This window comes from Curtobacterium sp. MCLR17_051 (assembly GCF_003234395.1).
In the GTDB taxonomy this organism is placed as follows: domain Bacteria; phylum Actinomycetota; class Actinomycetes; order Actinomycetales; family Microbacteriaceae; genus Curtobacterium; species Curtobacterium flaccumfaciens.
On record NZ_QKTA01000016.1, the window covers coordinates 52800 to 66201 of the forward strand.

15 protein-coding genes and 1 tRNA gene are annotated in these 13402 nt (G+C 71.5%); 9 read left to right on the forward strand and 7 right to left on the reverse strand.

Annotated features, from left to right (window positions below; translation table 11 throughout):
* Positions 1-18: 18 nt before the first annotated feature.
* Positions 19-684 carry a hypothetical protein gene (locus tag DEJ06_RS13430; RefSeq protein WP_146245867.1) on the reverse strand — a complete coding sequence of 222 codons (666 nt, stop codon included), beginning with the start codon at positions 682-684 and terminating at the stop codon, positions 19-21.
* Positions 685-857: 173 nt separating this feature from the next.
* On the opposite strand from DEJ06_RS13430, the gene DEJ06_RS13435 reads away from it, so the two are divergent.
* The 4 genes from DEJ06_RS13435 (at position 858) to DEJ06_RS13450 (ending at position 5100) form a co-directional block, all read left to right on the forward strand.
* A complete protein-coding gene (locus DEJ06_RS13435) occupies positions 858-1568 on the forward strand; it encodes a GntR family transcriptional regulator (RefSeq protein WP_220036518.1) in 711 nt (236 codons plus the stop codon).
* Positions 1565-2590, forward strand: coding sequence for an ADP-ribosylglycohydrolase family protein (locus DEJ06_RS13440; RefSeq protein ID WP_181436876.1), 1026 nt, complete (start codon positions 1565-1567; stop codon positions 2588-2590). The genes DEJ06_RS13435 and DEJ06_RS13440 overlap by 4 nt, the downstream gene beginning before the upstream one ends.
* Before the next feature lie 93 nt (positions 2591-2683).
* Entirely contained in the window at positions 2684-4177 is a 1494-nt protein-coding gene (locus DEJ06_RS13445) for a cytosine permease (protein WP_111039642.1), read from the forward strand.
* On the forward strand, positions 4177-5100 hold the full coding sequence (locus tag DEJ06_RS13450; RefSeq protein ID WP_111039643.1) for a PfkB family carbohydrate kinase: 924 nt from the start codon (positions 4177-4179) through the stop codon (positions 5098-5100). Before DEJ06_RS13445 ends, DEJ06_RS13450 begins: the two co-directional genes overlap by 1 nt.
* A gap of 15 nt (positions 5101-5115) precedes the next feature.
* Here the strand turns inward: DEJ06_RS13450 and DEJ06_RS13455 are convergent, their stop codons facing one another.
* Complete coding sequence (locus DEJ06_RS13455; protein WP_111039644.1) at positions 5116-5472, reverse strand: putative quinol monooxygenase; 357 nt, start codon at positions 5470-5472, stop codon at positions 5116-5118.
* Between the two features lie 170 nt (positions 5473-5642).
* Here DEJ06_RS13455 and DEJ06_RS13460 point away from each other — a divergent pair, with 170 nt between their 5' ends.
* Positions 5643-6566 carry an AraC family transcriptional regulator gene (locus tag DEJ06_RS13460; RefSeq protein ID WP_111039645.1) on the forward strand — a complete coding sequence of 308 codons (924 nt, stop codon included), beginning with the start codon at positions 5643-5645 and terminating at the stop codon, positions 6564-6566.
* Here DEJ06_RS13460 and DEJ06_RS13465 read toward each other — a convergent pair.
* A complete protein-coding gene (locus DEJ06_RS13465; RefSeq protein WP_111039646.1) occupies positions 6560-6997 on the reverse strand; it encodes a MarR family winged helix-turn-helix transcriptional regulator in 438 nt (145 codons plus the stop codon). The two genes, DEJ06_RS13460 and DEJ06_RS13465, sit on opposite strands and share 7 nt — an antisense overlap.
* An 89-nt stretch (positions 6998-7086) precedes the next feature.
* Between DEJ06_RS13465 and DEJ06_RS13470 the strand changes: the two genes are divergently transcribed.
* Complete coding sequence (locus DEJ06_RS13470) at positions 7087-7971, forward strand: alpha/beta fold hydrolase (RefSeq protein WP_111039647.1); 885 nt, start codon at positions 7087-7089, stop codon at positions 7969-7971.
* A gap of 214 nt (positions 7972-8185) precedes the next feature.
* Here DEJ06_RS13470 and DEJ06_RS13475 read toward each other — a convergent pair whose 3' ends face one another.
* A complete protein-coding gene (locus tag DEJ06_RS13475; protein WP_258372518.1) occupies positions 8186-8545 on the reverse strand; it encodes an HIT family protein in 360 nt (119 codons plus the stop codon).
* Positions 8546-8691: 146 nt separating this feature from the next.
* Between DEJ06_RS13475 and DEJ06_RS13480 the strand changes: the two genes are divergently transcribed.
* The gene (locus DEJ06_RS13480; RefSeq protein ID WP_111039649.1) at positions 8692-9123 is read left to right on the forward strand and encodes a MepB family protein; all 432 of its coding nucleotides are present in this window, start codon (positions 8692-8694) and stop codon (positions 9121-9123) included.
* 195 nt (positions 9124-9318) lie between these two features.
* Here DEJ06_RS13480 and DEJ06_RS13485 read toward each other — a convergent pair.
* The 3 genes from DEJ06_RS13485 to DEJ06_RS13495 all read right to left on the reverse strand — a co-directional run bounded on the left by DEJ06_RS13485 (position 9319) and on the right by DEJ06_RS13495 (position 11616).
* Positions 9319-9391 (reverse strand) — tRNA-Val (locus DEJ06_RS13485).
* 54 nt (positions 9392-9445) lie between these two features.
* Positions 9446-11398, reverse strand: coding sequence for a hypothetical protein (locus DEJ06_RS13490; protein WP_146245868.1), 1953 nt, complete (start codon positions 11396-11398; stop codon positions 9446-9448).
* Complete coding sequence (locus DEJ06_RS13495; protein ID WP_146245869.1) at positions 11395-11616, reverse strand: hypothetical protein; 222 nt, start codon at positions 11614-11616, stop codon at positions 11395-11397. Before DEJ06_RS13495 ends, DEJ06_RS13490 begins: the two co-directional genes overlap by 4 nt.
* 248 nt (positions 11617-11864) lie before the next feature.
* Between DEJ06_RS13495 and DEJ06_RS13500 the strand changes: the two genes are divergently transcribed.
* Positions 11865-12509 carry a SatD family protein gene (locus DEJ06_RS13500; RefSeq protein WP_111039652.1) on the forward strand — a complete coding sequence of 215 codons (645 nt, stop codon included), beginning with the start codon at positions 11865-11867 and terminating at the stop codon, positions 12507-12509.
* Complete coding sequence (locus DEJ06_RS13505) at positions 12509-13372, forward strand: hypothetical protein (protein WP_111039653.1); 864 nt, start codon at positions 12509-12511, stop codon at positions 13370-13372. Before DEJ06_RS13500 ends, DEJ06_RS13505 begins: the two co-directional genes overlap by 1 nt.
* Positions 13373-13402 lie beyond the last annotated feature (30 nt).

Consider the following 13402-nt stretch of genomic DNA (forward strand, 5'->3'; position numbering starts at 1 on the left):
ACGCACCAGCTCGACTCGCTAGGCGACGACCACCTGCGCGTTGACCAGGATGTCGTGCAGGTCGGGACGGAGCGCATCCTGCGAGGTCGTCCGGACCTTCACGATGAGCGCCGCTCCGGGCTTCGCGAAGGCGCGTGCGACCGTCGCCGACCAGGACCCGTCCGTGTTGTGCCCGGCGATCGACAGGAACTGCGCGGTGCCGCCGGTGATCGTCGGCAGCAGTTGCTCCTCGAGCCGGTCGGCCGGGAGACCCGCCGCGGTGAACAACTGCTCGGTGGCGGCGCGGTCCCCGATCGTCGGGTCGAGGTCGGTGAGCCGCTGCTGCGTGATCGTCGCCACGGAGCCGTCGGTGTTCGTGTACTCACGCGACCCGGTGGTCGGGTCCTCGCCGGTCTGCTCCCAGCCGTCGAGTGCCGAGACCTGGAGCCCGAACGCGGGCAGCGTGCTCGCCGAGAGCGCGTCGCCGTCCTCGAACGTGAGGTCCTTCGTGGCCGAGTCGACGGTGGCCGGCGCCGTCGGCGTCTCCGTCGGTGCCTGGGTCGGCGCTTGTGTCGGGGCCGACGACTGCGTTGCCGCCCGCTCCTTCCCCGGTGCGGTGGTGCTGGTCCCGGCGCAGCCGGAGAGCGCGAGCACGACGATCACGGTCGCCGTCCCCGCCGTGGTCATCCTGGATGTGATGGACATGTGGTTCCCCCTTGGCTGCCACCGTGCGCCCCGTGCACCGGTGGGTCCGCCCGCGAGCCTACGGGTGGAACCGGTGGTGTGCCCGTGTGCTGGCGTTCCGGTGCGGCGTGGGCAGTGCTCGTGAACAGGACCGGCGATTGAGAGAACAGGTCTTGTACATGTATGGTCGGAGCATGCCGGTCACCTCCAAGCGACGCCTCGTCGCCGACGCCCTCCGTGACGCGATCGCGACGGGCAGGTACCGTGCGGGCGAGCGCCTGCCCGGTGAGCACGACCTGGCCGAGCGCTTCGCGGTGAGCCGCGGTACCGTCCGAGCCGCCCTCGCCGACCTCGCCGATGACGAGTACATCGCCACCCGTGGCGGGATCGGGTCGGTCGTCACGTTCGACGGCGCTGCCCTCGACCCCCGCGGCGGCTGGGCGCGGTCGATCGCCGCGTCGGGAACCGAGGTGTCCACCCGGATCCTGCGGATCGCACGGTTCGACGACGCGGCCCTCCAGGCCGAGGTGGACGCCGTCGATGCGACGTTCGTCGCGGTCGACCGTCTGCGGATCGTCGTCGGCGGCAGTCCGGTGTCACTGGAGCGCAGCGTGGTGCCGCACACCGGTCGCCTGGCTGCCGCCACCACCGACGGACTCGTCGACGACTCCCTCACCGCCACGATCGCCGAGACCGGTCTGGTGCCGGCCAGTGCCGAGCAGTGGATCGACGTCGTCCCCCTCGACGTCGACGACGCAGCGCTCCTCGACCGTGCCGCGGGCACGCCGTTCCTGCGCAGCCGCCGCGTCTCGCGCACCACCGAGGGTGCGTTCGTCGAACGCGTCGACAGCCTCCTCGACCCCGACCGCTTCCGGCTGCACATGCGCTTCGGGACCACGTCATGACCCCGCGACAGGACTCCGTGAACCAGCTCCGCCTCCGTTCCCACGCCCTCGCCAGCCTGACCGGGCTGGCGATCGGTGACGCCCTCGGCATGCCGACCCAGTCGATGTCGCGTGCGCAGATCCGCGCCGACCACGGGACGATCACCGGGTTCGCAGACGCCGGGCCGAACCAGCGCATCGCCGCCGGCATGCCGGCGGGCTCGATCACCGACGACACCGAGCAGGCCGTGATGGTCGCCGAGCTGCTGCTCGAGGGCGGCGGACGGCTGGACCCCGTCCGCTTCGCCGAGGCGCTCATCGCCTGGGAGCGCGGGATGGAGGCGAAGGGCTCGCTCGACCTGCTCGGCCCGAGCACGAAGACCGCGGTGCAGCGGATCCTCGACGGTGTCCCCGCGTTCGAGGCCGGCTCCACCGGCACGACGAACGGCGCCGCCATGCGCATCGCGCCGGTCGGGGTCGCGGTGCCGTCCAGTGACCTCGTCCACCTGGTCGACGCCGTCCAGGACGCCAGCCGCGTCACGCACGACACCGGACTCGGCATCGCCGGAGCGAGCGCCGTCGCAGCTGCCGTGAGCGCCGGCGTCGACGGTGCGACCCGGTCCGGCGCACTCGACGCCGCGGTCGCCGCGGCCACGATCGGCGCGGAGCGCGGCCACTGGGTCGCCGGCGCGGACATCGCAGCGAAGACGACGTGGGCGCGTGGGCACCTTCCGACCGTGCCCGAGTCCGAACGCATCGACACCGTCGCGCGGCTCATCGGCACGAGCGTCGCCAGCCAGGAGTCCGTCGTCGCCGCGCTCGCCCTCGTCGCACTCGACCTCGACCCGTGGGAGACGCTCTGCACGGCGGCGTCGGTCGGCGGCGACACCGACACGATCGCCGCGATGGCCGGTGCCGTGCTCGGTGCCGTGCACGGACCCGAGGCCTGGCCTGCCGACGCGGTCACCACCGTGACGACCGTCAACGACCTGCGGCTCGACCACCTCGTCGACGGGCTGCTCCTGCTCCGCGCGCGCAGCTGACCCACCTCCCCCTCCCCCGGCTGCGGCGTCTCCCGACGGACCGCCGCTCACCTTCGTGCACCACCCTTCCAACGACGTAAGAGGAACCGAACCATGTCCGAGAAGCCCACCACGCTCAGCAGCGGCACGCTGACGACGATCGAGCAGCGGGGCATCGAGCCCGTGCCCCACGACGAACGGACCGGCACGCCCGGCGCGCTGTTCTGGGTCTGGTTCGCTGCCAACATCTCCATCCTCGGCCTCCCGCTCGGTGCGACCCTGGTCGCGTTCCAGGGCCTGACGATCTGGCAGGCGCTGCTCGTCGCCGTGATCGGCGCCGCCGGGTCCTTCGCGGTCGTCGGCGTCATCTCGATCGCCGGTCGTCGCGGCGGGGCTCCTGGCCTGACGCTCAGCCGTGCGGTGTTCGGCGTCCGGGGCAACATCGGCCCGACGTTCGTGTCGCTGCTGTCCCGGCTCGGCTGGGAGACGGTGAACACCACCACGGCGGCGTTCGTGCTGCTGTCGCTGTTCACGATCCTCTTCGGCACGGGCGGTGACGCGAAGGCGAACCCGGTGCTGACGATCGTCGCGATCCTGGTGTTCGTCGTCGCGACGGTGCTCGTCTCCGGCCTCGGGCACGCGTTCATCGTCGCCGTGCAGAAGTGGGCGACGTGGGTGTTCGGCGCGCTCAACGTGTTCGTCGCCGTCTTCCTGGTGCTGCGTGTCGACTGGGACGTCGTCGGGTCCCAGCCGGCGGGCCCCGTCGCCGCGATGGTCATCGGCATCGGCACAATCGCCGCCGGCACCGGCATCGGCTGGGCCACGGCCGGAGCCGACATCGCCCGCTACACCCGCACCTCGGTGAAGGCAGGCGCCCTGATCGCGTCGAGCGCCGCCGGTGCGGGCATCCCGCTCGTCGTCCTGGTCGGTCTCGGCGCGCTCGTCTCCGCGGGCGACCCGACGCTGGCGCAGGCGGGCGACCCGGTCGCCGCGATCCGCGACCTGCTGCCCAGCTGGATGGCGATCCCCTACCTCGTCGCGGCGTTCGGTGGCCTCCTTCTGTCGAACCACCTGTCCGTGTACTCGGCGAGCCTCACCACGCTGACGCTCGGCATCAAGGTCCCGCGGGTCTGGGCGGTCGCGGTCGACGTGGTCGTCACGACGCTCGGCGCGATGTACTTCATGCTCGTCGCCGACGGCTTCTACGCCCCGTTCATCACGTTCATCTCCGTCCTCGCCGTCCCCATCACCGCGTGGCTCGGGGTCTTCATCGCCGACATGGTGAAGCGGCGCTGGTACGACCCTGCCGCACTCCTCGACCTGCGCGCCGGTGGCCGCTACTGGTACCGCGGCGGCATCGCCTGGGGCGCCCTCGCCGCCTGGATCGCCGCGATCGTGATCGGGTTCCTCTTCACCAAGGTGCAGGTCGGCGACGCGGACCCGGTCTTCGTCGGCGCACTGTCCGGGACGTGGATCGGCGCGAACGGCCTCGGCTGGATCGTCACCTTCATCGTCGCTGCCGCCGTGTACCTGCTCACCGGCGGGGCACGCGGTCGGCTCACCGAGCACGGACCAGCGACCACCACCGATGCCGAGGTCGGCGCCTGATGCCCCGCCTCGTCTCGGTCGGCAACGTCATCGTCGACATCGTCATGCGCGTCGGTGCGATCCCGGAACCCGGCGGTGACGTCATCGCCTCCGGTTCGGAGATCACGGCGGGCGGCGGCCTGAACACGATGGTCGCCGCCGCCCGGGACGGGCTCGACGTCGCCTTCGGCGGACAGTACGGCACCGGGCCGTTCGGCGACATCGTCCGCAGCGCGCTCGCCTCGTCCGGCGTCGAGGTCCTGCAGCCCGGTCTCGACGACGTCGACAGCGGGTACTGCGTCGCGCTCGTGGACGACTCGACCGAGCGCACCTTCGTCACGAGCGTCGGCGCCGAGGGGCGCCTCAGCCGCGCGGACCTCGACCGCATCACCCTCGAACCCGACGACACGGTCTTCGTGTCCGGCTACGGCCTCGCCCACGCCGTCAACGGGCCGGCGATCGCCGACTGGCTCGGCACGGCGCCGGACGCCGTCCGTGTCCTCCTCGACCCGTCACCGCTGGTGGCCACGCTGGCCCCGGCGGTGCTGGGCTCCGTCATGGCGCGTGCCGACCTGGTCAGCGCCAACGGACGGGAGGCTCGGCTCATGTCCCCGACGTCCGCGGGGCTCCCTGAGGCGGTCGCCACGATCGCCGCGGCCGCCCGCGGCACCGCCCTGGTCCGCGACGGCGCAGCGGGCTGCTGGGTCGTCGAGGCCGGCACCCCTCCGGTCCTGGTGCCCGGCTTCCGGGTCGACGCGGTGGACTCGAACGGTGCGGGCGACGCCCACGGCGGGGTCCTGGTCGCCGCGCTGTCCCGGGGCGCGTCGCTCGTCGACGCCGTCCGGCGGGCGAACGCCGCGGCAGCGCTCGCGGTGACCAGGAACGGCCCCGCCACGGCCCCGACGGCCGCGGAGACGGACGCGTTCCTCACCCGGCTCGCATGACGCGGCCGTGCGCGGTCAGTCGCTGAGGGGCCGGAGCCACTCGGCTTCGAGGTCACCCTGCACGAGGTCGGCCAGCTTGCCGAAGTAGTCCTGCATGTGCGGCTGCTGCACGTGGCGGGCGATGTCCGTCCCGGACGACCAGCGCTCGTAGAACGCGAACGCTCCCGGCTGCTCCTCCGACGTGTGGACCGCGTACTGCTCGTACCCCTGCTCGACCCGGACCGCCGGGATGATCGCTCGGATCGCCTCCTCGAGCTCGCGCTCCTTGCCGGCCTTCGCGCGGGCGAAGCCGTAGACGGCCACCGGGGTGGTCGAGGCCAGGACGTCGGCGGGCATCAGGCCGTCGGGGACGGTGTCCTCGGTCGTGCTCATGGTGACTCCTTCTTGCGTGTGTGGTCGTCACGGGCGTGCGCTCGGGACGAACTCAACGCTAGGAGCGGCCGATGGCGCACTCAATGCGCGCCCGTGCCGAGAAGATGTCCGAAAGGACCAGTGGCTGCCCGGTCTTGGTTCCGTCGAACGAACAGTCGTAGGTTCGGGGCATGGACGTTCTCTCCGAGGTGCTCGACGTCTCCGGTGTCCGCGGGAGTGCCGGCGCGCGGGTCGTGGCGGGTGGCGACTGGGGCGTCGAGTGGGTCCGTGACCGAGACGCCGTCGTCTACACGGTCACCGCAGGCATCGCCTACCTGACGGTCGACGGGGAGCCCCCACGGCTGCTGATGACCGGCGACGTCGTGATCCTCGCCACCGGTGCGGCCCATGCGCTGTCGAGTGCTCCGGGCACCGACATCCACTCGTGCGACGTGGCCGCCGCTTCTGACGCCCGCCGTCGTGGTGATGTCCTCCGACTGGGCGACGGCGACGTGCAGACTCAGATCCTCGGCGCTTCCTACTCGCACGACCCGGCCGGGAGCACCCCGGTCTTCGCGCTGCTCCCGCCCGTCGTCCAGTTCAGAGCGCAGCAGCTCGACGCGACCCTGACCGACGTCGTCCGGCTCCTCGGGAAGGAACTGGCCCACCCCGGTCTCGCAACCCGCCTCGTCCTGGACCGCCTCGTCGACGTCCTCCTCATCGAGGTCCTCCGCACCTGGCTCACCACCTCCCCGCAGGCGGACGCGTCGTGGTGGGGCGTGCTCCGCGACCCGCTCCTCCTGCGCGCAGTCACCCGGATGCACGAAGACCCTGGGCACCCGTGGACGACCGAGTCCCTCGCGCGTGCGGTCGCGACGTCGAAGCAGACCCTCACCCGCCGCTTCTCGACGTTCGCGGGGACCACGCCCGGCGCGTACCTGACACGGTGGCGCATGGACCTCGCCGCGCATCGGCTCCGCGACACCGACGACACGCTCGAGCAGATCGCCGCCGACGTCGGCTACACCTCCGTCTACGCCTTCAGTCGTGCCTTCCGCCGCGAACGCTCCTCCCCTCCGGGGCGGTACCGCACGGCCGCGCGTGCCGGCTACTGATGGACCTGACCCGACGCGATCAGCTGCTGGAGGGCCGCGATCGCCGCGCGTGCACCGGCTTCGTCCTGGCGCTCCCACCGGACGAAGACCCGGTCGAAGGCTGCCGCTCCGACAGCGATGGCGGCTCGCCCCGCTGGCGTCACACGCAAGCTCTTCTTCCGAGCGTCTGCCGGGTCGACGTCTCGGGTGACGTACCCCAGTGTCTCGAGTGTGTTGATCGTCTTCGCCGCCGCCTGTCGGCTCACGCCGGTCTCGCGGGCGAGCGACGCCGCACTGGAAGCCCCGTTGTCGATCGCCTGCATCGCCAGCTCGTTCGTGACCGTCAAGCCGGGGTGGCCGGCTTCCTCGAGGCTGGCGCGGACGTCCGCGACCATCACCTCGAACGCCCGCATGAGGAGTTGCGCGAACTGCGTGCCGCTGGTGACGTCCATGCCGCAACGCTACCGACCGCCACCCCCGCTTGACAACCCGGTTGACTACTGTTCTGATGGCAACCAGGTTGTCAAACGAGGAGCATGTCATGCACACCACCATCGCCGCGCACGGGGCCACCATCCCCGAGGTCCGGCACCACACCGCCGCGGTCAACGGGACCGATCTGCACTACGTCTCAGCGGGCAGCAGCGAATCCCCGATCCTGCTGGTCCACGGCTTCCCGGAGAGCTGGTGGGCATTCCACCGCCTGATCCCGCTGCTCGCCGCCGGCCACCGGGTGTTCGCCGTCGACCTCCGCGGGTTCGGCGACTCCGCCACCGCCGACGACGACTTCACCAGCGCCGACGCCGCAGAGGACCTCCACGCCCTCATCGCCGAGCTGGGCGTCGGGCCGGTCCACGTCGCCGCCCAGGACATCTCCGGTGGGGTCGTCTACCGACTCGCCTCGGAGCACCCCGAAGACGTCCGCAGCCTCATCGCGACCGAGATGGGGCTCGCCGGCTTCGGCCTGGAAGGCTTCGGCGACATCACACACGGCGGCTCCTGGCACATCGGCGTGCTCGCCGCTCCGGGCATCGCCGACTTGCTGCTCACCGGCCGCGAAGAGGAAGTCCTCGGCACGTGGGCGTTCCCGTCCATGTCGGCCGACCCGGACGCTGTCACCGCTGCGGACATCGCCGAGTTCGCCCGGACCTACTCCCGCCACGACGGCTGGAACGGCGCCGTCGGGCTCTACCGGTCGATGCTCTCCGAGGGTGCGGACTTCCAGACCCGAGCCGAGCAGAAGCTCACACTCCCCGCTCTGGCGATCGGCGGGTTCGGAGGGCCCTTCACCGAGCGGACCGTCGCGCAGATCGTCGAGGGGCCGGTCGACAGTGTCCTCGTCGACGGAGTGGGGCACTACGTCGCCCTGGAAGCGCCCGACCGGCTCGCCGGCGCGATCACAGCCTTCCTCACCCAGCAGGACTGACCCCGCCGGAACGGCATCGAGCCGGACTGTTCACCGTGGTCAGCAGCGATCCCGACCGGAACTCGTCGGCCAGCTCCGTGAACTGGTCGAGGGCAGGGTCGCCTCGCCTCGCCTCGCCTCGCCCCGCCCCGCCCCGCGTCGAGTCGAGTCGAGTCGAGTCGAGTCGACGCCACCGGTGGGTCCGGGGCGGACCTGGCGTTCCTCGGACGTTCGGTCAGGAGTACGCGTTGCCCGACACGGCGTGACGGACGCCGCCCGCCGGCGACGGAACATCCCCGTCGAAGCGTGGGATGACGTGCACGTGGGCGTGGAAGACGGTCTGGCCAGCTGCCGTCCCGTCGTTGAAACCGACGTTGTAGCCGTCCGGACCGTGGCTCTCGTCGAGTTGGCGCTTCACGACGGCCACCAGCTCGGTCATCGCGACGACCTCGTCAGCGGTTGCGTCGAACCAGCTCACCACCGCTCGCTTCGGTACGACGAGGGAATGCCCAGGCGAAACCGGGTTCGCGTCACGGATCGCGAACACCAGAGCGTTGTCAGCAATCCACTCGTCGGGCGGGATCTGCTCGAACACGGATGTCGCTGTCATCGTCCCACTCAACCGTCTTTCCGCGTTTGGTTCAACGACCGGTCGTCGGAACCGGAGCGCTCGGCGGGCCGCCTCCTGGTGTTCGGTGCCTCGGCCCGAGGGCTGCCGGCTCGGCACGATAGCGTGGCTGTATGCGGTTCAACGCCTTCGCGGCCTACTCGGCCGGGATGGGCTTGATCGCTGAAGTCATCCCCGAGATGCAGGACAGTGACTACGAGTCCGGGATCGTCCAGATCGGCGAAGAGGCCTGGCGCGTCCGGACTGGGCGGAACACCCCGACCAAGCCGGGCGCCTTCGTCGCGTTCTGGCACCGGGACGAAGCGGGCAACACGGCGCCGTTCAGCGATGACGATCCCGCTGCAGGGCTGCTCGTCTTCGTGGAGCACCATGGTCGAAGGGGACTGTTCCGGTTCACGGGCGCGCAGCTCACTGAGCTCGGCATCACGTCAGGAGAGCGGCCGGGCAAACGTGGGTTCCGGGTGTACCCGAGCTGGTGCGTGGGCTTGAACGTGCAGGCCACGACCACGCAACGCGCTCAAGCTCCCGCGTTCCAGGAGTTGTGAGCTGCAGTGCTGGCAGTCGATCGCCCATCGGGATGGACGGCTGCGATCGCGGTTTGACTCAGCGGAGTCCCGCCGACAAGCGACTCTTCGGGCAACAACTCCTACCCCGACATGCCGAATGACGCGATCGTCGAGGCTGCCGAACTCACGACCGGGCCGTCACGGTAGGCAGGCGCTGGCCCCAGGTCTTCTCGGTGGGCCCTGCCGGGATCGAACCGACGACATCCACGGTGTAAACGTGGCGCTCTACCAGCTGAGCTAAAGGCCCTCACCACGATCCTAGGGTGTCAGCGCTCGATCGTCGTCGAACCAGGCGGGCACGTCACGACACCCCGCACCGGGGTCGATCGCAGCGGATCACGAGTCCCTGCGCGTCCTCGTCCCGGTCCTCCGGAACGCCACCGGACAGCACGATCGGGGTGTCGTCGGCGCTGAGGCCGATCGCCAGCGTGCTGGTGCTCGACCGTTCGTCCTGCACCGGCGGGAACCGGGCGATCGTCGTCTGCTCGGAGCTGGTGCACCGCGCATCACGGCACGAGAGCAGTCCAAGAGTGCCGCGTTCCTCGTCACGGACCGCGACGAGTGGCCGCCCCGATCGGTCGACGACGAACGCCGGAAGCAGGTTCGTCGGCCCCTTCGGCGTGATGTCCGTGTGTGACGAGGACGAGCACGACGCATCCGCGCAGAACGTCAGCCGTTGGGTCGAGACACCGTTCGACCGCGCGAGCACGACCGGGTTCCCGTCGCCGCCGATCGCCACCCGGGCGTCGTACGCCTCGTCCCACGCCCGGACCGGCTCCCCCGGCGGGATCGCGTGCGACAGGTCGCGGACGACGGGCTGGCCGCCGTCCGGGCTGAACGACACGAGCCGAAGGGCGGTGAAGGTCGGCGAACGAGCATCGGTCTCCGACACCAGCGAGACCACCGCGGTGCCGTCCGGCGCGACGGCGACGTCCACACCCTGGTGGTCCAGCGGCGGGATCCACGGCAGCGCCACCTGCCGAACCGTGTGTTCGACGCAGGACACGTCCTCGCAGAACACGGCGACCAGGTGCGAGCGTCCTTCCGGTTCACCGCCGCGGGCGATCCCGACCACCACCGGCCGGTCGCCGGAACTCGCGACTGCCACGTCGGTCATCCAGTAGTTGACGCGGTCCCGGTCGGTCTCCACGATGTCGACGGCGGCGACCGTGGTGCGGTGCCCTTCCGGGCGATCGACGGCCGGCGCCTCGTCGGCGGAGTCACGCTGCTCCGCCCGTCTCCCCGCGGGCCAGGCGGCACCGTCCGACTTCGGCGCCGCATCGAGTTGGTCCGCCCGGGAGTGCACGACTTCGAGCTCGTACCGCTGCGCGACCTCGTCCTCGAACCGCACCTTCCACTGGGCGGTGAGCAGGCCGCCGTCACCCGCGCTGCCGACCACGGATCCGAGTGTCCGGCTGGGCATCTCGGTGGCGTCGTCGCACGATGTCTTCCGACACATCCGCAGACTGCTCGGCGGCGTGTACGGCGCGCTCACGACGGCAGTACGCCCACTGACGTCCGCGACGTCGCCACCCCGCAGGACGCGTGCATCGACCTGCGCGACGTCGTACTGGACCATGCCCAGCGGGTTGCTCGAGACGATCACCGCGAACACCATCGCCGGGACGAGCACCACGCCCGCTCCGACGAGGCCGGGCCGCGCCCGTCGTCCGCCGCCCATCGGGTACCCCAGCAGCGGCGGGCCGAGCCGGCCGCCTTCGCTCCGCGCGGCGGCGCCGCGTACCGCGATCGCGAGGACGAACAGCACCAGCAACACCACGACGACGCAGCACCACGCGACGACCACGCTGCTCCGGAACACGGACGGCGGCAACAGACGCAGCAACAACAGGACACCGACCCCGAGCACCGTCACCAGCGCCGCTCCCCCGACGAGCGCACGACGCGGCGTCGCCGTCGCCTCGTGCCCACCACGGACGATGACCCGACCAGATCCCCAGGCGCGACGGAAGGCCGATCGACGGGGCACACCGGCCACGAGCAACGCCCACCCGAGCAGCAGCGGCGCCACGATGACGACACCGACCGCCAGCACCACGACGATCACGACGGTGCCCCAGACACCCGCCCGCCACGACACGGCGGTGGCTGTCCCCGCCGCCACCGCCACCAACGCGAGGAGAGCGGCCTCGACGACGAGCCGCCAGTGGTGGACCGACCACCGCCACGCGTCGCGCGGCCCCGCGGTCGCATCATCCGTGGCCGCGAGCATGACCACGGTGGTTGCGGTCACCCCGAAACCGAGCCCGAGCGCCGCGATGACCGTGCCCACGGCGAGCAGGGCCACGGGTACCCCGGCCCGTCGAGCGCCGCGAACGCACCGTTCACAAGGGCGACGCGACCGCCCGGCACGCCGAGCAGGAGCACCACCCCGGCCAGCAGCAGCCCGGCCGTGAACGGCACGACGAGGGCGAGCCCCGCGCGGCCCCCGCTCCACGCAATCGACGGCACGGGTGGTGGACCGTACTGCCGCCGCACCGCGGTCTCGGTCGAACCCGTCCTGGCGACACCCGTCCCCGGTCGTGCACCATCCATCTGCTCGTCCCCCTCCGACAGCGTCCGCCCATGCTGTCAGGTTCGACGCCAGACGTCCAGAAGGTGACATTTCAGCCGCGGACCCGTGCGCCGGCGAGCGTGGCCGCCCCAAATGGTTTAGCCCCAGACTTACTTTCGACGATATGAAGCTCTACGCTTAACCCATGCAGTCCGAGCCCGTGATCGCCGTGATCGTCGACCTGGTCGACTCCCGCACGCTCGAGGACCGCTCCGCAGCCCAGCAGGACGTCGAGCACGCCTTCGACAGTACCGCGGACGTCAGCGCACTCGACCCCCTCCGCGCCACCGTCGGCGACGAGTTCCAGGTCATCTACGCCACGCTCACCGACGCCCTCGTGGCGACGACGGCCGCGACCCTCGCACTCCCCCCGACCGTGCAGATCCGCCTCGGCATCGGCCGCGGGCAGGTCCGGACGATCGGCACCGGCGGCGCCGGTCCGCTGCAGGACGGCCCGGGCTGGTGGTCGGCGCGGGACGCCATCAACGAGACCCACCGGCGCGAGGACGGCCGGACCGCGTTCCTGCGGTCCTGGTACCACGACGCCGACGACCGCCACGGAACGACGGAGCGACTCGTGAACGCCTACTTCCTCAGCCGCGACCACGTCGTCTCGCGACTCGCACCCCGCGCCCGCCGGATCGCACTCGGTCTGGTGCAGGGCCGCACGCAGGCGCAGATCGCCGCGGACGAGGGCATCACCCCGTCGGCGGTGTCCCAGTCCGTGCAGAAGTCGGGCGTCGCCGCCCTGGTCGAGGGCCTGCGTGTCCTCGGGGACGGGGGCCGCTGATGCTCGCCGGAGTCCTCCTGACCCTCGTCGGGCTCGCCGACGTCGTCCGCGCACGGACCGGGACCGACGCGGCACCTCGGCGCGTGCTGACCATCACGGTGATCGCCCTGCTGTGGGCCGCCGTGACGGCCGTGGCGGTGCTCGGCCTCGGCCTCGCCGTCTGGTCGGTGCTGGTCACGGTCGTGCTCGCAGCCCTGTGGGTCGCGACGACGATCCCGGTGCGGTCCGGGGGCGCACCCGGCGGTCGCGATCGGGCACTCCCCTGGCTCCGACGCTCCGGGTCCTGGCCGGCCGTCCTGCTCGCGGTCGCCGTCGCCGCGCTGCTGCTCTGGGCACCGGCTGCCGACGCGTCCGGCTTCGTGGTGGACTGGCACCGTGACGCGGGCCCGTCCTTCGTCGGCGCGGTGCCGCTCGCCGCGATCGTGGCCGGGATCGGATCGGCGCTGTTCCTGGTCGACTCGGCCAACGTGGTCGTCGCCCAGGCACTGCCAGCAGAACTCTCCCCGGACGCCCAGCGCACAGCGGCGGCGGCAGCAGCAGCCGGCCGACCGAAACGCTTCGGCCGACGACGCACCGGCAGGGCGTCGGACGAAGACGACGACCAACCCGGAGACCGCACGGTCACCCTCAAGGGCGGCCGCATGATCGGCCCGATCGAGCGCCTCCTGCTGGCCGGGTTCTCGTTGGCCGGCGCCTTCCCCGTCGTCGCCGCGCTGATCGCCGCGAAGGGGATCGTCCGGTTCCCCGAGATCCGCCGCGAGACGACCGGGTACCAGGCCGAGTACTTCCTCATCGGCAGCCTGGTGAGCTGGGCGATGGCCTTCGCCGCCGCCGGCATGTGCTGGTTGCTGGCACTGGGCTGACGAACACCCCCGCCCCCGATCACCGCAGGT

Excerpts from the sequence above, each read along its gene's own strand:
- DEJ06_RS13460 (WP_111039645.1), top strand. The coding sequence starts at position 5,643 with ATGGACGTTCTCTCCGAGGTGCTCGACGTCTCCGGTGTCCGCGGGAGT.
- DEJ06_RS13505 (WP_111039653.1), top strand. The coding sequence starts at position 12,509 with ATGCTCGCCGGAGTCCTCCTGACCCTCGTCGGGCTCGCCGACGTCGTC.
- DEJ06_RS13500 (WP_111039652.1), top strand. The coding sequence starts at position 11,865 with ATGCAGTCCGAGCCCGTGATCGCCGTGATCGTCGACCTGGTCGACTCC.
- DEJ06_RS13440 (WP_181436876.1), top strand. The coding sequence starts at position 1,565 with ATGACCCCGCGACAGGACTCCGTGAACCAGCTCCGCCTCCGTTCCCAC.
- DEJ06_RS13470 (WP_111039647.1), top strand. The coding sequence starts at position 7,087 with ATGCACACCACCATCGCCGCGCACGGGGCCACCATCCCCGAGGTCCGG.
- DEJ06_RS13435 (WP_220036518.1), top strand. The coding sequence starts at position 858 with ATGCCGGTCACCTCCAAGCGACGCCTCGTCGCCGACGCCCTCCGTGAC.
- DEJ06_RS13480 (WP_111039649.1), top strand. The coding sequence starts at position 8,692 with ATGCGGTTCAACGCCTTCGCGGCCTACTCGGCCGGGATGGGCTTGATC.
- DEJ06_RS13455 (WP_111039644.1), bottom strand. The coding sequence starts at position 5,472 with ATGAGCACGACCGAGGACACCGTCCCCGACGGCCTGATGCCCGCCGAC.
- DEJ06_RS13430 (WP_146245867.1), bottom strand. The coding sequence starts at position 684 with ATGTCCATCACATCCAGGATGACCACGGCGGGGACGGCGACCGTGATC.
- DEJ06_RS13465 (WP_111039646.1), bottom strand. The coding sequence starts at position 6,997 with ATGGACGTCACCAGCGGCACGCAGTTCGCGCAACTCCTCATGCGGGCG.
- DEJ06_RS13450 (WP_111039643.1), top strand. The coding sequence starts at position 4,177 with ATGCCCCGCCTCGTCTCGGTCGGCAACGTCATCGTCGACATCGTCATG.
- DEJ06_RS13445 (WP_111039642.1), top strand. The coding sequence starts at position 2,684 with ATGTCCGAGAAGCCCACCACGCTCAGCAGCGGCACGCTGACGACGATC.